Here is a 17,651-nt window from a genome sequence, read left to right as displayed (position 1 = left end):
ATGAACAAAGCCAGGTATCGATTCATGATATTGGCTTAATAAAAGCAGGAAAGCAGATAAGGAAAAAATCAGCGCCAACAGAATAATCATCGACACCACCCAAAACCGAGTGACTCCCCGTTGACGTTATGGCGATGGTGAGTAGGATTCGCCGGGTTGGCAAGCGGGCATCGAACTCAATATGTGTTGGGACTGCTCACTAATTCATTCGTTGGTTAAACTCTGGCAGCTCACAGGGCTGGAAATATTCGTCAAGCCCCCTGCTTTGCGAGGGTGTTCTGACCGATTGCCGCTTGTCAAACGCCATTCCGAGGGCAATTATTCCGAATTCCAAGGGCCTAACCCACGATGGATGCTCATACGGGGCGAATACGAAATCTTGCAGGTTTAGGCCAGTCACATAAGACAAAATTAGCGCAGCCGATGCAATCCAAACCCCTAAGCCTGAGTAAATACAGGCAAACGGCATTAGCCACAGCAGATACCAGGGATTAATAACCGGGGATATGATCAATAAGCCGCCAAATAACCAGTCTCCGCGAGGCAAATTTTGGCTTCCAAGCCGCCAATACCGGAAAAAATAAACTGAGGTCATACCAATAAAAGCTATACCTAACAGCATTTTTGTCCAATTTGCTGGTAACCCAAGTCTTATCAAGCCGTACAGCGCGGAATTGAATTCAAATTCCTGAGCAAAAACACGGAGTCCTGTCATGTCTGTGGCGCCTTGAACCCAAAAGGGTAGATAAAGCAGCAGATACCCACCTACAAAAGCAGCTATGCCCAAGCACCCGATATTGATGGCAATAAAAGGTACCAATAGCCATGCAGAAGCCTTGGATGCCACAGCGGCGACCAGCATTAGACCAGCAATGATTGGTCGGCCTCGTGAGCTGAATAACCAACTACCGATAAGCAATGCCGGAATCAGGCCATCGGGATGAGCGGTAAAGGCAATTTCTTTAATTACCAGCGGATTCCAGGCATATAGCAGCGTTTGCTTTGCGCCGGCGAAGCGAAATAGCCCCTGGATTAACAACAAATCAGCGGCAATCAATAACAACTTTAAGGCCCACAATTGCCCAGGCGCTATCCAGTTGGCAATCAGAAAAAAATATTGGAAAGTGGGCGCATAGATAGTTGGAATATCCGGATGATTAATCTGGCTCAGGATTGTCCGAAAAGCCTTAGGAACGCTGGGGTCGTTAAAAAATGATTCGGGAGGACGACCGAAAGGTGTTCCGTCGCTGGCAAAGCGATAGCCATCCCACAAATAACGGAAATAATCATCCTCAAATATGGGTTCGCCCAACAAACCGGATAGGCGTAACAGCAGAGCCCAGAAAAATACCGTTCTTGCCATATGTGAACCAGACTGCTGAATCGTTCGGTATGCGATAACATAAAAGGCAAACATTAGCCCCATGGTCCCCGCAAATGTAGGCAAGTTCAAAAATTGCGGTGCACGCGATAACCAAGCGAGCAAGCCGCAGCACCCTAATAGACAAATGCCGAAGCTATTTGGATGGATCAGGCGCGTCAATCGCATTGGACTTTCGGTGTTTAAAAGGCGGTAAATGGTTTTTTCCCTCAATCCGAAGGAAGGTATCCGTAATGGGTCATACATAATTCTTGAGGCGATGCACCTAAGGCAGCATTGAATTTTGCAGACATGTTTTGGTGGGCGATGAGAGCGGTTAAGGCTACGATACTGTCATCATCAAAAGTGTGCCGCAGCTGTTCAATTAGGCTTGCATCAGCCACATTTCCAAGGGTTGTGACAGTCTCCGCATAGGCTAAAGCTACTTTCTCGGCATCGCTATACAATGACGAGTCGGAAAACCAGGCGAGGGCTTCTAACTTTTCACGACTGAGACCGCAATCCAAGGCGCGGGCAGCATTTAAATCGATGCAAAACCGGCAGCCATTGAGTTGAGAAACGCGCGTTCGGACTAAAGCGCGAAGCGTTTTGCTTAATGACGGATTCCCATGATCCAAGGCACGGTTCATCAGTAAAAATCCAAAAAATGCCATGGGCTGACGCGCCCACAAACGTACTGGCTCCGATAATCCGCTCCGGCGTCTGCTCATTAGGGCCAGCAACGGGCGTATATACCATGCATAGGAATGGTGGGAGTCGATAATACTCATGATCGCTCCGACTGAGCTAGCGCTTCTCGGATTTGTACCGGTGAGGCAGGAAGCCGATCAAGCATTATGCTGCCATCGGACTGTAAACGGCCAAAGCTCAATGTGCCGGTTGGACAACTACTCACACAGGCGGAACAGCGCACGCATTGCGGATCTGCCATCGGTAGGCCTTTATTGGCAAAATTCATTAGGGGCTGTTGCCATTTTGTCATAATCCCTTTGAAAATCGATTGGCGAGCCATATTGATTGAGTTTTCAATCAAACGATAACTAGCGAATGCCACGCCAACTGCTTACAGATACCCACTGGGAAAAGCTAAAAACGATTATGTTGAGTTTCAGCATTTACGACAAACCCGGTCTTCGGCAAACGGTCGAAGGGATTTTTTATCGCTTGCGTGTTGGCTGCCCTTGGCGAGACTTGCCCGTCGCTTTTGGCAAGTGGAATGCCGTGTACAAGCGCTTCAATGCCTGGTCACTGCAAGAAAAGCTGAGGGGTATCTTTCAAGCGCTAGTGATTGAGCCTGATTTGGAATGGCTATTTATTGATGGCAGCATTATTAAAGCCCATCAACACAGTAGCGGCGGCGCCCATGAAAATCCAACAGCCATCGGGAAATCGGTCGCAGGCAACACGACCAAAATCCATATGGCGGTTGATGCCGGTGGACTTCCCATCCAGTTTTCGATTACGGGGGGCGAAGTACATGACTGCAAAGAAGCGCCGGAATTTGTGGCCAAGCTCCCCCAGGCGGGCTACATGATTGCAGACAAAGGGTATGACAGCGAGCCGTTACGGATTCAAATTCGAGACCAAGGCACAGTCCCCATCATCCCAAGAAAACAAAATTCAATAGTCGGGAATGAGGAAATGGACTGGTGTCTCTATAAATATCGCCACCTCGTTGAAAACGTATTTGCGCGACTGAAACATTTTAGAGCTATTGCCACCCGATATGACAAACTAAAACGCAATTTTGAAGGTGCTATCGCCCTGGCTTGTGCATTTATATGGTTACCGATGTGAAACGGCAACAGCCCCTACATCGATGCCTTGGTGACATACCGAAGAACAGACATTGCAGGAAATGCATTTTTCTTTTTCGGCGAAGATCCTGAATTGGCTGAATCTGCCATAAATGTTCATCAATGCCGCTAACGGACAAAAAAAGCGGCACCAGGTTCTGCCGCTAAAATGAAAATAAAGACCGAGGCCAATTAGCCCAGACAAAAAATAATCCACCACAGCTGAATAATTCAGCGGAATACCAAGCAATGTATAGTCGAAAGTTAGTTGGGTGAACAATGCGCCGACAGCTTCACCTGTTGGTTGAGAGTGCAATAGCCAGGAAACCACTCTAAGCCCCAGTAATACTAGCACTCCGCCTAAAATGACTTGCCCGGCCATATTTACTTTATTCCAAACCGGACCGTGGGGCATTTTAGCGCGCTGGGCGTCACCCAAGGTTTCCGCTAACGCTCCGCAGGAACAAATCCAGCCACAATAAACCCCTTTACCGTATCGGCGCACCAGCCAGGGGATTAACACAAAGGTTTGCAGAAAGGCAATCACCAGCCATAGCAGGTTGGGTTGCGGTGTAAATACATTCCAAATAAATAATGGCCAAGCCAGAATAAAACCCACACTGCGCCAGTATTCTCGGTCTCCACCGTCCCCGACAGGAAACAATTGGTCGGCTAACCATTCCCCTGCGTCTGTTTCAAACAACCCCCATTCCCCGAACAATGGCAAAATAAAGTAAGGCAATATAAACAAGGGAATGGTTTGCACCAAAATCAAAGATGTAGTTTGCCAACGGACATAGGGTGTCGGTGTGCGGAGCATTCTTCGAATGCCAAAAACGATAATGACCAACGTGTAGAGCAGTTCGTAATAGAAACCTGGTGAGTTAACTTCATGTTGGAGGATTTTGACCAGCGGATTTTCGGTAGGCCCGATAGCCACGTCAATGTTATTGGGGAACCAGCTTTTCTCCAGAAATAAATCGGCGACTGCGCTATTTTCAGTTTTCCAGCGATAGATGAATAGCACTGCTAACAGCGTGAAAGCGAAGCCTATCGTCTTTCGCAATGACCAATGGCCCCGGATACTGATGCCGGTACGATGAAAAAAATCCACCGGTGCTTCCCGGCCAATCAACACAAAAACGGCATCATTTGGCAGTTCGATTTGGGTATTTTCGGCGTCATGTAAATAGACCTTGTCGGTTTCGATGCGGGTAACGCGGGTTTGGTACAGTATCTGGCTGCCCAGTAATGCTTGAGCTTGATCGATATTTTCCTGCTTTGGGCGAGTAAAGTTTGAGCCGCGATAACTCAATGTCACCTCTGCTCCGGCTTCACTTAGACTGATAGCCGCTTCCAATGCAGAATCGCCACCGCCCACCACCATGACCTTTTTACCCGTATAGTCTTTGGGATCAAATAATCGATTGTGGACCTTGTCGAGATCTTCTCCGGAAACGTCTAGCTTGTAGTGGTCACCGCTTCTGCCGGTGCAAATTAGGACTCTCGTTGTGCGGACAGCAGTATTGGGTTCGGTGAACTGCACTTCCAACATCTTACCTTTACGAACGATACGGTCTACACGGCGAATTTCGAAAGGGACAGCGGCTTGTAGTGCCTGATTTTGCAATTCTGCGAGCAAATCTTCTTTAACCGATGCGGACAGCTTGACATCGCCTTGCGGCTGCATTTCTCGGGGATAGGTGAAAATCGGTTTGCCATTTGTAAAATTAACAATGGTGGCAAATGGCTCACTGGCTTCATAGACCACAAATTTGAGTCCGGCTTTTTGAGCTTCCAAGGCAGCAGCAAGGCCGGCAACCCCGCCGCCAACTATAGCCAAATCTAAATGATCCGACGCTTGAGTTTTATCAATAAACGCGTTTTCCGCAATAAACGCCCGTACCGCTCTTGCCCCGGAGTCTGCGGCGAATTTTAGTAGCGGCACACCCAAAAGATCGCCGGCAATCCGAATGCCCGGAATGGATGTCGCGCCATCCACACCTACCTCGGGAAGTGCTTCCGGTACTTCAGCCGGCCAGCGCAAATGCAGCCAGTTCGCATAGGCAATAAACGGGTTATTCAATTTATTGATGATATCCATGGTGATCCTTACTCGTTCAAAGATTGAATTAAATTGGCAAACTGGCTTTATCCGCCTGCCTGCCTTGCCACCACAAACGTACTATCATGCCGAACATCCCAAATGCTGCCCCGACTACACCCCGCACGGTGCCGCTAACTTTCGATCGCCCGACTCTAACTAAACAATCGACTGGAATCTCGCGTACGATCAAGCCTTGCTGCAGAGCCTTGACTTGCATTTCGACGGTCCAACCATAAGCACGATCTTGCATCGCCAGCTCTTGTAACGCCGAGTAACGAATTGCGCGGAATGGTCCAATATCCGTTACCTGGGCTTGCCAGAGCAAGGAAATAATCCTGGCAATCAATCCATTACCTATCCGTTGCGGTAAGCTCATTGAGCCGGGTTGGATGTAACCTAAGCAGCGCGAACCTATGGCTATGTCGGCACCATTTGACACGGGATCAAGTAAGAGGATTATCTGGGATACTTGCACTGAACAATCGCCATCGATAAACAGCACCACATCGGTTGCAACAATGCTGTTAATAGCAGCTAAACAAGCTGCTCCATAACCACGCTTTGGTTCGAAGACAACATTTGCACCCGCTACATTAGCCAGTGTTGCCGTGAGGTCGATGGAGCCATTATCAGCGACTATGATTTGATCAATTATGGGTTGGCCGTGATTGCCTTGCTGAGCAATTAAAGCACTAACAACTTGGCCAATTGCCTCTTGTTCATTCAATGCCGGGATAATAGCTGTAACATGTAATTGGTTATACATGGATCTTGCTTCCTAGAAAAAACTGTAGCCAAAATTGACCCCAACGATGTCCTGATTGCTGGTATTTCTTCCAGTGAGCGTGGTTCCATAATTAACTGATACAAATGCTTTTGGTGTTACTCGATAACTTAAATCAAGCCCAAATATCTGCGAGTCCTCGTTAAGCGCTGGAAAGCGGGCAAATGTAAAGCCAGGGCCTCCAATATCGATGCCACCGAGAGACTCGGCTACTTGGTACGAAACACCAACACCCAGTTTGGAGGTAATCGCATACCCGCTCCGCAGATTTGCAAAGAATTCGTTCGGTACTGGGGAATTGCGCGTGCGATAACCTATTTCGGCTGAAAGCGAGAGACCATTTTCGAAATAACGGCCGATCAACGTTGAAAATTCACCCCCCGAAGCACCATCACCAATTGCATTGATGGCGCCGGTCTTGTATGAGCCTTCTACAATCCCCGCAGCACGCAATGTAACTGTTGCCCAATCCCCGACCAGCTCATCCAATGCCCTCCACCGAATCCCTAAGTTGGTGTCGGTCAGGCCGTCCAAACTATCTGCGAAAGGGCTGGGGCCATCCGCCCCTGTTTTAAGAAAATCGCTGGCTGCGTAACCTAGCCGTGCGTCAATGGCAATATTGTCGGTAAGTCCGTATTCCAGATATAAACTTGCCGTATGCTGATCAAGGTCTGTTGGCAGTTCGGCCTTCGTATCGCCAAAATAAAAGTCATCGGCGGTTTGGAACACATAAGAAAGAACAGTGTTTAGGGAACCTGGTTCAGGTAGCCAGGGGTTGCTTGCAGCATGAACAGAGCTGGACAACGTAAGAATAACGAGCTTAAGCGGGCGATGAATATTCATAGTTAACATTCCTTATTCCATTGGATTAGTCGAGTTCGTAACGACGTTTTAGATATACGGTCACCGCCTCGCGCTCGACTTCAGACAGCTTTTCAGCGAGTTCCGGTTTATTAGCTAAGGATTGAATGACTTCTGTCGCTTTGGCGGCATCGATTTCCTGACCGGCCAAAGGGCAGCTTGAGCAGGCTAATTTTTTATAAACCGCTGACTTACCCAAGTTGTAAGCCTGGTTCGCATCACCGCCACCACCGCCGGTGCTATACGAGCCAGATGCAAATGCAAGATCATTGCTGACAACCAAAGTTATTAAGATAAAAATCGTGCGAAAAAAGAAGGATTGCATTTAATATCTCCCTATGCAGGTCAATTACAGTGGATGAACGGGTAAACGGAGCGCGTACTTGCGGGATTAATATCAATCCTCGAAAAGGACCTAGCGTGATTTGAAACTGCGGATATCAATAGCTGCCGGACTCCGAAAATTAGTCGCCGCAAATTGCTATTCCTTACAACAAAAATTAAATATATTTTTTGGATGCGACTTAAATCTGCGATAGAGCGGATTTATTCGGATAAATGAATGGGTTGAAGTGGCAGAGTGATAGAGTTATCGAACCCTGCCATAGAGTAGTTGGCCTCGATTTATGATTTTTTTTCTGACTCATCTTGGAGCCGCTCCAAGTAAGTCTGAGCAGTTGTGCGGATGAAATGCGCTTGACTTTGAAAGTTTCTGCAGCGGGAACACATCATCACATGCGCACCAATCGCCAGACGTTCGCCTAAGCTAAGTTGCTTGTCCATACCCTGTGACACCAGGCCGGTAATATCGCGACAACTACGCATGATTATTCTCCTTTTTTGACTGATTGAACCAGCGAACTTCCAGGCATTCACGCAGCCGCAATCGGGCTCTATGCATAGTAACCCAATAATTGGCGTCGCTTAAGCCGGTTTCTCCGCAGACTTCGGAGGCTTCCAGACCGACCAACTCGCGCAACATGAATACCTTGGCCATTTTCGGCGGTAGATTGTTCTGGCACGTTTCGTAAATGGCCCAGAATTCCTGTTGCTTGAGCGCCGCTTCGGGATCGTTCCAGGTGGTGGGGCCGCCGTTCCAGTGACCATTGCTCATGAAAAACACGTCTTCGTCTGCTTCGTCGTCAGGGTTATCGAGTTGATCGAATTCAGTCGTGACGACTTCGCGGGCACTGTGCCGCCAGTGGTCGGCGATTTTGTGTTTCAAAATACCGATTAGCCAGGTTCTGAGGCCTGCTTTGCCTTGGTAGGCTGCCGCTGTTTGCCAAGCGGCCAGCAAGGTTTCCTGCACTGCATCGTCGGCCAGTTCGTGATCGCGCAGTTTTAGCAAGGCGTAACGAAAAAGCACCGGACGGTGTTCAGACAGCACGGCTTCGCTCAAGCTGGGTGCCGTAACGGGCGCGCTTTTCAACAACATGCGCCGTCCGCCTGGGTGATGGTGTTGCGCGGCCCCGGCACGCAATCGAACAAACCAAAGTGCGTGGATTTATCGCCCAACACTTGAAAATGCCGGCCGTAACGGCTGGCGGCCAGCATGTCGGCAGTGTTGCCGCAAACCCTGAGCGGACGGCCGGTTTCGAAATGATGATGGTCATCCAGCTCGAAGCTGTGTGGGTGTTGCTCTATGCTGCCTAAATAGACCGCGACTTGGCCAAAGTCTTCGCAGCGATCCTCCAACGGCATTTTAAAAGCGCGCACTGTCACCGAGTCGAATTTGACCATGCCGATTTTGCCGAACACCTCGGGATCGTCAATGCTGATCGGGTTCTGTTTGACCTTGCGAACATCGGGGCAGCCCAAATCTTGCAAGATGCGCCGAAAGTCCTCCCAATACAAGGCGCCGCCCAGGCATTCCCCAAGTAGAACCGGGTCTTGGCGCAATTCGCTGGGAATGCGGCGGTCGGCAAATACGTCAGAGAAATACAGTTCGCCGCCCGGCTTCAGTACGCGGAAGATTTCCGCCAGTACCTTGGGTTTTTCCGGGGACAGGTTGATTACGCAGTTTGAAACCACGACGTCGATGCTGTTATCGGCAATGCCGACGGTGTGCAGGTTTTCGATATGGCCGTGCAGAAATTCCACGTTGGCGAAGCCGAAGCGTTCGGCATGCCATTCGCGATGCCGCACAGCAACTTCCAGTTGCTCCGGTGTCATATCGACGCCGATCACTCGGCCTGTCGGCCCGACCAGTGTCGACAGCAGATAACAATCGCGCCCGGTGCCGCAGCCCAAATCCAATACCGTCATGCCTGCCAATGCGGGCGGCAACGGCGAACCGCAGCCGTAAAAGCGTTCCAGCACTTCCGGATGCAAGCCAGCCAGCAGTGCTTTTAGATAAGTCGGCATGGCGTCGATACTACAGCAGGCGCTGGTTTTCAGGTCGCTACTGGACTGCAATACCTGCCCGTAATAGTGCTGGACAGATTCGCTGATTTCGAGGGTGGTGGTCATGGCTGATCCTAAATAAAAATTATTGAAAATGGCTGGCTGTGTAATACACCGCAGCGGCACAGATGGCCGCACAGGGCAGCGTCAATAGCCACGATAAGGCAATGGCTGCAATCATAGACCTATTGGCCTGGCCGTTCACCAGACCAATGCCGAACAGCGAGCCGACCGATACATGGGTGGTGGAAACCGGCATGCCCAGTTTGCTGGCAAAAATAACCAAAAATGCCGTCACCAGATTGGCGGAAAGCCCCTGGTCGTGGCTGATAGACGTGATTTTGTGGCTCATGGTCTCGGCGACGCGTCTCGCATTGAATATCCCGCCCAACAGCATCGCAATCGCTACTACGACAATGATTCCGTGCAGATCGAAACCCGGCGCCAATAACAACAACGCGGCAATTTTTGGCGTGTCGTTCAAACCGCGGGCAAAGCAAACCGCGCCGGCGCTGCAAACATGCAGGCCGTCGCGCAGGCGTTCAAGACTGAAACCCCAAATCTGGCTAGCTTGCCGCTCGGCGCAAGCCTCTTGACGATCGAGGCTTGGCGACGGAATCAATGTCGAATCGATTGCCATGGTCATATTGACGTTACCGGCCAGCGCCAGACTGTCCGGCCTTTCAACGCATAAACACCAGTCGTTATGGCTTGCCCGGCGGCCAAGCCACAGCTTAAGGCTTCGATACAGGAGCCCGGCCGACAATAACGCCACGAACGGACTGAGTAACAACGGCAACACAAAGTTGCTCAGCAAAGGCGCTAGGCTGATGCTGCCGGAGGTCGCCAACAAGGTACTGCCCGCCATGGCGCCCAACAAGGCATGGGTCGTGGAAATCGGAAAACCGAGACGGGTGGCCAGAATCACCGTCATTCCCGCACCGCCCGCAACGGCAATCATGAACGGCAGCGTGTGAATCAAATCGTCGGGTGCCAGACCTTTGCCGGAAAATTTGATCAGCAAGGTCTGGGCCAGAAACAGCGCCGCCATCGAGCCCGCCAAGGTCGTCAGCGTTGCCCAGGCCAACGCCTGTCGAAAACTGACGGTGCCGCTGCCGTATAAGCTGGCCACCCCTTTGAAGTTGTCGTTGGCGCCGTTGGCATAGGCCAGAAAGCAAACGCCGAGGAATAGCAAACTTGTCAACATCGGTAACGCTCCTATGATGAAATCGACTCTAACGGCCATGAGTCGTCTGGGGAGCGTGAAACCTTACAAAAAATTTGCGGTGTGTAATAAGTTGTAAACCACAGGATGTTATTAGATATTGCAACCCCTGGATCTCAGATAGGCCAATATTGCTTGAAAAGGCCTATCACGGAGCTGTAATGACGCTGTGTTGAACATGGCTAAACCCGCTTTTGCGTATTGGCCAACAGCACGTTGACGGCGTAGGCCACGACAAAAACGCCTACCGGCACGGCTTGCGGTGGAATCGGAAACGGTAAGGTCAAACTGACCAGCAATAGATACAGCGCGCCCAGAATCAGATAAAGGCTGTAGCGATGCGCCATGGGACTGGGGTAATCGAAGTTGGTCTGACTGATCTTGCGCCGCACCAGTCCGTCGACGACAAACGGTAGCAAGGCGGCTGCAAGGTACGGTAACCAGATACACGCCGTGGTCAGGCGCTTGATCATTTGAAAGATCGTGTCCCACAGCACATTCAGTCGGCTTTCGATAAAGGGAAATAAATCGTTACGTCCCACATCCTCGAAGCCTTTCGACATCTGGCGTTCGCGCTCGGTTGGGATGAAATAGCGGAACACGCTTTCTCGGATACCGGTGCTGACGAACAGGCGATCAAACCAGCGCTGTGCGGTATGGCTGATCTGTGATTCTTTATCGGCGCCAAAATAGCCGATCATCATTTGATCTTCGGCGCGTTGCAGTTCCCGCGTCCAGCGGTCGGACACGAAGCTGGCCACCAGGATCACTTCCAGTAGCCACAGCATCAGGCTGAACAACAGATTGCGCGTCATGAGCTAGCACCTTGTCGATTCCGTTGTCGATCCAGTTCCGACCGCAGGATCGGCAAGCGACCTTTGACGATCCGGCCGCCGGATAACTTGGCGATGTAATGCAAGTCCGGCAGTTGTCCGAGTAGCTGCGGGGCAAACAAATCACCTTCTTCTTCCATCAGGCGCTCACCGACATTTCCGGAAAACACCGTGGGATTGGTTGCACTGGTGGCCACGCCTTGGGTGCGCATGATGTACTTCAAGCGGGTTTTTGGCAGATTGTCGGTGATGTACTGCTGGGTTTCGCTGTCCATGATCCTGAGTGCGATCAGGTTGTTGACGTTACCCAGCACTTGCCGGGCTTTGTCTTGGGAACCGGTACGGGCGGCAAAATCGGCAAAGGTCTGGGTGGCAATGAACAAACGAATCTTGGCGCCACGGCCTTTGTTCAACACTTGGATGAAGGGATCATTGATGACTTCGGCCGCTTCGTCGACAAACACATTCACGGGTCTATCCGAGACGCCATAATTGTAGCGATCGCCGGCGACGGCGGCCAAGTCGGCTAACAGAATCGAACCAATCGCACTGCCCACCATGCCATCGGATAACGAGTCCAGGCCGATGTAAGCCACCTGGGCTTTTTCGATGATGTGACCTGTATTGGTAATCGGCCGCAGATCGTCCACGTCGTGCGGATTCGGCGACAGCAAAGGTCCCAATGAACCGGAGGTCAGCATGTTCATGATCGGAATCAAGGAGGCGACCATCTTGCTGAAATGCGTCCGGTCGTGTTCGAACAAAGACAACAAGCCTTCCAGATCCAAATTCGGCAATTGATACTGTACGACCTCCCGGTAAAACCGCACCAAGCCAACCGCTTTGGAATCGACGTCCTTAGCATTCTTCAGGTAAGGCCGCGCCTCTTGCCGCCAATGACCCAGGTTGTTGTCGAAATAGCGTTCCAAGGCCTGAATCACCAACGTGGAAGGGCCGCCTTCCAGATAACGGCGCAGCTTGACCAGGGTTGGTCGCTCCTCAATCACCATCAAACCTTGAATCACGTTGTCCAGCGATTTTTGGCCAAACGCCTTGAACGGATCGTTACTGCTTTCGCTAGGCGAAATGGCGCTGATGCGGCTGGCGATTTCCGAAGGCCGGTTGAAATTGTGCAAGGGATCGAGTCGCACGCTGCCTTCCGGAAAAGCCGGATGAAAATACACGAAGCGATCCGGGCGATTGGCCAAGGCACAGGCGCGTTTGGCGCAGACCATCAGATCTTTATCGCCCTTGGGATCGATGATGATCACCGCTTCACCGCGCAAGACGGCTTGCGTAACCAGTACATCAAAGGCGCGCGTTTTACCGGCGCCGGTGGTACCGACCAGCAGCGTATGGCCGGCGGTATGCTGCAAGGGCTGGCGGATGTCACTTTCGGACACTTCCAGGCCATGAATCCAGGCCGAGCCCATGCGCTGATGATCGCTGGGAATCAGCGTCGAAACATCGCGTTTCAAAATCTCGTACGCCAATTGCGCATGCTTTTGCACCCAATCGAATCCCCAGCCGAACCACAAAGCCTCGGGGTTTCGCTTCACCAGGGTTACCAGCTTCTCGGCATCCAGGTATTGGAAACGAAACTGCCGCAACCGGCGTTTCCGATACCAGAGACTCAATGCCGGTGATAATCGCCAAAACGCCATCACTCCGCACGCCGTCATCAACCAGTCGAAGGGTTCGCGTGGCAAGCCCGACCAACGACTGGTGAAATGCGCCAAACCGGCGCCGCTCAACCAACCCGAGAAGGCATAAATCTCGAAAATCGGGCGCCAAGGAAATTGATAGTCGTAATCGGATTTCATGGACGTAATCTCACCTGAATCCCCTCCGTGGCACTGACCGAGCGACAATCTGGATGGTTAGCAATATCGAGCATCAGGCGAGTTCGCTTGACCGTCGGATGTTGGGTCAGAAATTGTTCCAGCTCGGTATTGGATACTGTGTGCCAATTACCGTCTGGCGATGATTCCTCGGGCGGGATGTTTTGTTGCCGCACATGTGTGATCAGCAAGTCGATAGTTCCGGGTTTTACCGGTAGAGTTGTTAGTGGAGCACTTGCCTTATCAGGCTCTGAATTGACCGAACTGGCTGGCGCGTTGCCGCTGATTGATTTTTGCTTGCCTGTCGCTTTTGATTTGGGCCGGACAGGCTTGGGTTCCAGAGGCGCCGCATCTTGAGGCTGAGAAGACTTAACTTGATCTACGGTCTTGTCAGTATTGCTGCTTGGAGATTGCGCGGATGACTCTATTGGCGTGGTTTCGCCTTGAGACTTAAATAATGCCTTCAAAGCCAAACTCGGTTCCAATGCCAGCAGGACGCCGCGAACGGATTGGATAGTTTGTACCTTGCGCATCGGTGACAGAACGTCGGTCACCAGCCACCCCGTCTCCTCCAGTATTTTGATGAACTGGGGCGGCTCGATGGCGAGTTTTTCAGGGGTAGCCGGAAACGGCAGCAAGTATTTGTCTTGAACTTCCAATAGATCGCTGCCTAACTTCCATTGGCCTTGATTAAGCATAGAAGAGATGTCGAATAGCCATTGGCCGGCATCACCGTGGTTTTGTAACCAGCACCGGGCGCTATCGACCGGATTAGAAATGCTTTTCGTGTCTGTCGTGGAGAGATCGGGTTTTGCGGCTGAAGCCGTTTTTTCTGAGTGGGTTGGTTTGGCAGGCGTTGCGTTTTCCGGTTGTTCTGTCTGATCCAACGAAGGGGCGCCATCGGTTGATTTGGCTTGCGACAGTCGTTGATCGGGATCTGATGGCAAGGTATTTAGATCCTTCGCGCCTTGAGAATTCAAAGTGTGTGGTGCCGATTCGATTAGCCGCGAATCGGGTAGGGCGCTTGGGTCATATGCGGGTTCTGGTGAGGTTGCTTCTGGCAAAACTGACGCAGGATTATCTGCGCGTTTGGGTTGATTCGGAGCCGCGACGTTCTTGGTTTTTGCCGGTTTACTGGTTTTCGGTGCCGGATTAGTAGTGGGTTCGGGGTTTTGCGCAGTCGGATCCGGTTCGTTGATTTCGCGCGCTTCAACCACAGTCGGCGGTTCGCCGCTGAAAATGAGTTCCGCGGATTTTAGGCGCAATAGATACAGCGGATTGTCCAGGCCTTCGGGCTGCATTTGCCAATAACGGTATTGCCGGCCATCCGGCCAGGACTTAGGGATTGCCAAGCCGCGTTCGATCAGGATGTCCGCCAAGGTATCTTCGTCGCGCGGAATGCCGGGTACTTTGTCCTTGGCCAACAGGGTAACGATGTCTTGCGCACCGGCACGCCAGACGATATGAAGGCCATCCTCAAAACGCCATAGCCGAGCGCCTTTTTCGTTGACGGTCCATTGTCCGGACTTGACCAATCGGCGCATGGCGTCGAACAAGTACTTTTCCACCGGCATGCCCAAGGCCGAGTCGATGTTTTGATAATGCGCTTTTAAATCCCGTTCCACACTTTTGCAGTCGGCGGTTATCACCAGTGCGTAAACTTTGGAGCCGCGGTCCAAACCGTTAATGGTTTCCAGCATGGCCTGCATGATGTCGGGGCCGGACTCCAGAATGAATGTGCGGGCTTCGCGGGTCAGGACGCGCTCGATCACCAAGGCCGAAAACTGTTCGTGGCGTTTATGGCGGTTATCCCGCCAGCGCAGAAAGTATCGGTCGATCTCATTTCGCAAAGCCCAGTCGGTGATGTTTTCATCGCAAGGGTTCCAGGTATGTTGCCCCTGTGCGTTGACCACGGCGATATCGGCGACCGGTTTGCCGATGTCATGCAACAGCCCGGCAAAACAGACCGCCAGACGCCAGCGTAATTCTTGTGCTTTTCGTTCTTTGGGGGATGCTGACGTGGCAAACAAACTGCCTTGAGAAGCCAAAGTGGCCCAATGGGCGACTTCCAATCCGTGCCGAAATAAGCCACCGGCGCCGCGATGATGATGCGACTCCGACGCCGGCAACAAGTGGCTGTAGGCGGCATAACGGCGTATGACCGGCGCGGCTATGGTTTGATAAAGACTATCCGGCATGGCAAGCGCCTGTTCAATGGCCGCAATCAATTCCGTTTGACTGGACAGGATGCGTTCCACAGGCGCAGCCGGCAGACCCTTCATGAAGGGCGGATAACGCGGCACGTCCTCATCAATCGTTGTCGCAACCGGACCTATAGGCGCGGACTCGACTCCAAACAGACGTTGGCGGATGCGGGTAATGAGCGTCGAAGGCGTATTTTCCATAACGCCGCATCTTGCCGGGAATTTTTCAATCGTCGTTTGCAGCTGACGACGAATTCGACGTCAGCTGCAAGCAGGCTTCGCAAAAGAGTGTTTAGTGTAACGAGCTCCCTTTAATTACCCCTGGAGCTCTCATGAAATCCAAATCGCTCGCAATCCATTGTCTTGTGTCTGCAGTGTGCGGCACGGCCTGTACTTCGCTGAATCGGCCTGATGCCGCCGTGAGCGAGACCGTCATCGAATCGATTGTGCCGATTCAACCCGAACAACCCTGGCGCCTGGATACTGCTTGGCAGACAGGAGGATTGGGCGGTTCGGTATTACGGTCCGCATCGATTGAACACGTTGTCAGGCAAGTCGATCAACCGCTTGGCGTTTACGTGGCAAGCGACGACTCATCGGATCGCGTTCTCGATGTCAGCGCGTCGCACATTCCCGATCGCCAGGATGACGATACACTGGTCATCGAACGCGCCTGGCGAAAGTATTGTCATCACCAACTCGATATGACACCGCAGGAGCAGGCGTTAGTCAGATCCATGCCAATTCCGCACAACGTTTTGAGTCATGGTTGTCATCCAGGCAGCTTGAAGAAGTGAGGTGGTCGTCATGGACAGAAATACCACCAACCATTCGCTCGATAATCTCACCGAACGTTTTCAATCTCTGACGGAGCGGAAAAAGGCCAAATTGCGGGTCGTCGAACCCATGACTTCACTACCCAATTGGCCATCGGCAATTCGCGGTACGCCCAATGCCTGTTTACGGAGCGCATTGTTCGCCGGCATCCAAGGCAAGGAGCGCATTGCCTACAAAAAGCGCACCCTGCTGGCTGCGGTCGATGGCATTGAGGTTCGTTACCTCGGTATACAGCTCAATCAATCGGACCTCGATGTCTGGATGCAGATCGTGCATTTGTCCCGGCAACAATTACCGGGATTTAGCGTGACCTTCAGCGCCCATGCCCTGTTGTCGGCATTGGGGCGCGGTAGCGGCAAAAGCCAACATGAATGGTTGAAAGAATCGATGGCCCGGTTGGGCGGCGCTTTTGTCGAAATCACCTTTCACGGCCGGGATGCCTTCGGTGAAAAAGGCTTCTTGCGTTATTACCGTGATGAACGGACGCAGCGTTACGTAGTGGAATTGACCGAATCCATGCTGCGTCTGTTCGAGGAGGGCTATACCTACATCGAATTCGAGCAGCGGCAGAAATTGCGCAAGCAACCCTTGGCATTATGGTTACACGGTTTTTTGTCGTCTCATGCTGCGCCGTTTCCGATGAAAATTACCACCATTCACCGACTCAGCGGCAGTGGCGCGAAAACCCTGCGTGATTTCAAATATCGGTTGGGTAAAGCGTTGGAGGCCTTGGTGAGTATTGGCACTTTGGCTAGCTTTGAATTCGCTGATGACATGGTGAAAATCAAACGCCAGCCGACGCCCAGTCAACAGCGTTTTCTCGACGACCAGCAGCACTAAAAAGCACGGCATTAGACCGACGCTATTTTGGGTCGGTCGAAGCCTCTCGATACGGCATTAGGCCGACGCGGACACGGCATTAGACCGACGGAGGCACGGCATTCGGCCGACAAGGTAACGGCATTAGACCGACGGGCACGGCATTAGACCGACAGAAAGCACGGCATTAGGCCGACGTTTAACACGGCATTAGACCGACGCTTCGAGTAAGTTGTGAAATCGCCGCAGGCCATGCTATTCGTGGGCTTCAGCAATTCTCTTGCGCTGAAATTTGAGGGTGCTAATCTATATATAATCTTTTTTTAATCTATATATAGGGACTGGTGATAGCAAGGATTTCTTTTTTGAAACGAATGCTAGTGAGGAGTTTGTCACTGGGCTTATATGGAATCGCCTTGGTTGTCTTGTGACGATCATATCTGACTGTAGCGTTTCTCCAAACCGGCCAGTCGGCCAAAGCCAGATTCTTGGAACGGGCGGGCTACAAAGCAGTCCTTGGCGACCGTATCAGAACGACCCAAACTTGACGGTCGCACTTC

Annotated in this window: 16 protein-coding genes; 3 read left to right on the top strand and 13 right to left on the bottom strand. The window is 51.6% G+C overall.

Annotated elements, in window-relative coordinates; translation table 11 throughout:
- Window positions 1-199: 199 nt before the first annotated feature.
- A complete protein-coding gene (locus ACWAU0_RS19100; protein WP_458137598.1) occupies window positions 200-1,543 on the bottom strand; it encodes an MptA/MptB family glycosyltransferase in 1,344 nt (447 codons plus the stop codon).
- 47 nt (window positions 1,544-1,590) lie between these two features.
- On the bottom strand, window positions 1,591-2,151 hold the full coding sequence (locus tag ACWAU0_RS19095; RefSeq protein ID WP_033159447.1) for a carboxymuconolactone decarboxylase family protein: 561 nt from the start codon (window positions 2,149-2,151) through the stop codon (window positions 1,591-1,593).
- Between the two features lie 277 nt (window positions 2,152-2,428).
- Here ACWAU0_RS19095 and ACWAU0_RS19090 point away from each other — a divergent pair, with 277 nt between their 5' ends.
- On the top strand, window positions 2,429-3,178 hold the full coding sequence (locus ACWAU0_RS19090; protein WP_129871393.1) for an IS5 family transposase: 750 nt from the start codon (window positions 2,429-2,431) through the stop codon (window positions 3,176-3,178).
- On the opposite strand, the gene ACWAU0_RS19085 is transcribed toward ACWAU0_RS19090, so the two are convergent.
- The 11 genes from ACWAU0_RS19085 to mobH all read right to left on the bottom strand — a co-directional run bounded on the left by ACWAU0_RS19085 (window position 3,167) and on the right by mobH (window position 15,636).
- Window positions 3,167-5,281, bottom strand: a complete 2,115-nt coding sequence (locus ACWAU0_RS19085; RefSeq protein WP_458137597.1) for an NAD(P)-binding domain-containing protein — start codon at window positions 5,279-5,281, stop codon at window positions 3,167-3,169. The genes ACWAU0_RS19090 and ACWAU0_RS19085 overlap by 12 nt on opposite strands.
- A gap of 28 nt (window positions 5,282-5,309) precedes the next feature.
- A complete protein-coding gene (locus tag ACWAU0_RS19080) occupies window positions 5,310-6,050 on the bottom strand; it encodes a glycosyltransferase family 2 protein (protein ID WP_458137596.1) in 741 nt (246 codons plus the stop codon).
- Between the two features lie 12 nt (window positions 6,051-6,062).
- Entirely contained in the window at window positions 6,063-6,911 is an 849-nt protein-coding gene (locus ACWAU0_RS19075; RefSeq protein ID WP_133120689.1) for a transporter, read from the bottom strand.
- Between the two features lie 25 nt (window positions 6,912-6,936).
- Window positions 6,937-7,254: a hypothetical protein gene (locus ACWAU0_RS19070; RefSeq protein WP_033159450.1), complete on the bottom strand. Its 318-nt coding sequence runs from the start codon at window positions 7,252-7,254 to the stop codon at window positions 6,937-6,939.
- A gap of 299 nt (window positions 7,255-7,553) precedes the next feature.
- Complete coding sequence (locus ACWAU0_RS19065) at window positions 7,554-7,754, bottom strand: zf-HC2 domain-containing protein (RefSeq protein WP_033159451.1); 201 nt, start codon at window positions 7,752-7,754, stop codon at window positions 7,554-7,556.
- Window positions 7,747-8,364 (bottom strand): sigma-70 family RNA polymerase sigma factor, encoded by a 618-nt coding sequence (locus ACWAU0_RS19060; RefSeq protein ID WP_033159452.1) that lies wholly within the window; start codon window positions 8,362-8,364, stop codon window positions 7,747-7,749. Before ACWAU0_RS19060 ends, ACWAU0_RS19065 begins: the two co-directional genes overlap by 8 nt.
- A complete protein-coding gene (locus tag ACWAU0_RS19055) occupies window positions 8,355-9,398 on the bottom strand; it encodes a methyltransferase domain-containing protein (protein WP_033159453.1) in 1,044 nt (347 codons plus the stop codon). The genes ACWAU0_RS19060 and ACWAU0_RS19055 overlap by 10 nt, the downstream gene beginning before the upstream one ends.
- Window positions 9,399-9,417: 19 nt before the next feature.
- Entirely contained in the window at window positions 9,418-10,539 is a 1,122-nt protein-coding gene (locus ACWAU0_RS19050; protein ID WP_033159454.1) for an inorganic phosphate transporter, read from the bottom strand.
- A gap of 200 nt (window positions 10,540-10,739) precedes the next feature.
- Window positions 10,740-11,372, bottom strand: coding sequence for an IncC plasmid conjugative DNA transfer DtrJ family protein (locus ACWAU0_RS19045; RefSeq protein ID WP_101053405.1), 633 nt, complete (start codon window positions 11,370-11,372; stop codon window positions 10,740-10,742).
- Window positions 11,369-13,213, bottom strand: coding sequence for a conjugative transfer system coupling protein TraD (gene traD, locus ACWAU0_RS19040; RefSeq protein ID WP_458137595.1), 1,845 nt, complete (start codon window positions 13,211-13,213; stop codon window positions 11,369-11,371). The genes ACWAU0_RS19045 and traD overlap by 4 nt, the downstream gene beginning before the upstream one ends.
- Window positions 13,210-15,636 carry a MobH family relaxase gene (gene mobH / locus ACWAU0_RS19035; RefSeq protein ID WP_458137594.1) on the bottom strand — a complete coding sequence of 809 codons (2,427 nt, stop codon included), beginning with the start codon at window positions 15,634-15,636 and terminating at the stop codon, window positions 13,210-13,212. Before mobH ends, traD begins: the two co-directional genes overlap by 4 nt.
- Before the next feature lie 131 nt (window positions 15,637-15,767).
- On the opposite strand from mobH, the gene ACWAU0_RS19030 reads away from it, so the two are divergent.
- The gene (locus ACWAU0_RS19030) at window positions 15,768-16,232 is read left to right on the top strand and encodes a hypothetical protein (RefSeq protein ID WP_458137593.1); all 465 of its coding nucleotides are present in this window, start codon (window positions 15,768-15,770) and stop codon (window positions 16,230-16,232) included.
- A 10-nt stretch (window positions 16,233-16,242) separates the two neighbouring features.
- On the top strand, window positions 16,243-17,112 hold the full coding sequence (trfA, locus tag ACWAU0_RS19025; RefSeq protein WP_033159458.1) for a plasmid replication initiator TrfA: 870 nt from the start codon (window positions 16,243-16,245) through the stop codon (window positions 17,110-17,112).
- Window positions 17,113-17,651 lie beyond the last annotated feature (539 nt).

It is taken from the genome of Methylomonas sp. Uni0009 (assembly GCF_054188105.3).
This window is presented reverse-complemented; position numbering and strand designations above follow the sequence as displayed.

Bases quoted from the DNA above. Each gene is read 5' to 3' on its own strand.
- ACWAU0_RS19095 (WP_033159447.1), bottom strand. From the start codon at position 2,151: ATGAGTATTATCGACTCCCACCATTCCTATGCATGGTATATACGCCCG.
- ACWAU0_RS19090 (WP_129871393.1), top strand. From the start codon at position 2,429: ATGCCACGCCAACTGCTTACAGATACCCACTGGGAAAAGCTAAAAACG.
- ACWAU0_RS19085 (WP_458137597.1), bottom strand. From the start codon at position 5,281: ATGGATATCATCAATAAATTGAATAACCCGTTTATTGCCTATGCGAAC.
- ACWAU0_RS19080 (WP_458137596.1), bottom strand. From the start codon at position 6,050: ATGTATAACCAATTACATGTTACAGCTATTATCCCGGCATTGAATGAA.
- ACWAU0_RS19075 (WP_133120689.1), bottom strand. From the start codon at position 6,911: ATGAATATTCATCGCCCGCTTAAGCTCGTTATTCTTACGTTGTCCAGC.
- ACWAU0_RS19070 (WP_033159450.1), bottom strand. From the start codon at position 7,254: ATGCAATCCTTCTTTTTTCGCACGATTTTTATCTTAATAACTTTGGTT.
- ACWAU0_RS19065 (WP_033159451.1), bottom strand. From the start codon at position 7,754: ATGCGTAGTTGTCGCGATATTACCGGCCTGGTGTCACAGGGTATGGAC.
- ACWAU0_RS19060 (WP_033159452.1), bottom strand. From the start codon at position 8,364: ATGTTGTTGAAAAGCGCGCCCGTTACGGCACCCAGCTTGAGCGAAGCC.
- ACWAU0_RS19055 (WP_033159453.1), bottom strand. From the start codon at position 9,398: ATGACCACCACCCTCGAAATCAGCGAATCTGTCCAGCACTATTACGGG.
- ACWAU0_RS19050 (WP_033159454.1), bottom strand. From the start codon at position 10,539: ATGTTGACAAGTTTGCTATTCCTCGGCGTTTGCTTTCTGGCCTATGCC.
- ACWAU0_RS19045 (WP_101053405.1), bottom strand. From the start codon at position 11,372: ATGACGCGCAATCTGTTGTTCAGCCTGATGCTGTGGCTACTGGAAGTG.
- traD (WP_458137595.1), bottom strand. From the start codon at position 13,213: ATGAAATCCGATTACGACTATCAATTTCCTTGGCGCCCGATTTTCGAG.
- mobH (WP_458137594.1), bottom strand. From the start codon at position 15,636: ATGGAAAATACGCCTTCGACGCTCATTACCCGCATCCGCCAACGTCTG.
- ACWAU0_RS19030 (WP_458137593.1), top strand. From the start codon at position 15,768: ATGAAATCCAAATCGCTCGCAATCCATTGTCTTGTGTCTGCAGTGTGC.
- trfA (WP_033159458.1), top strand. From the start codon at position 16,243: ATGGACAGAAATACCACCAACCATTCGCTCGATAATCTCACCGAACGT.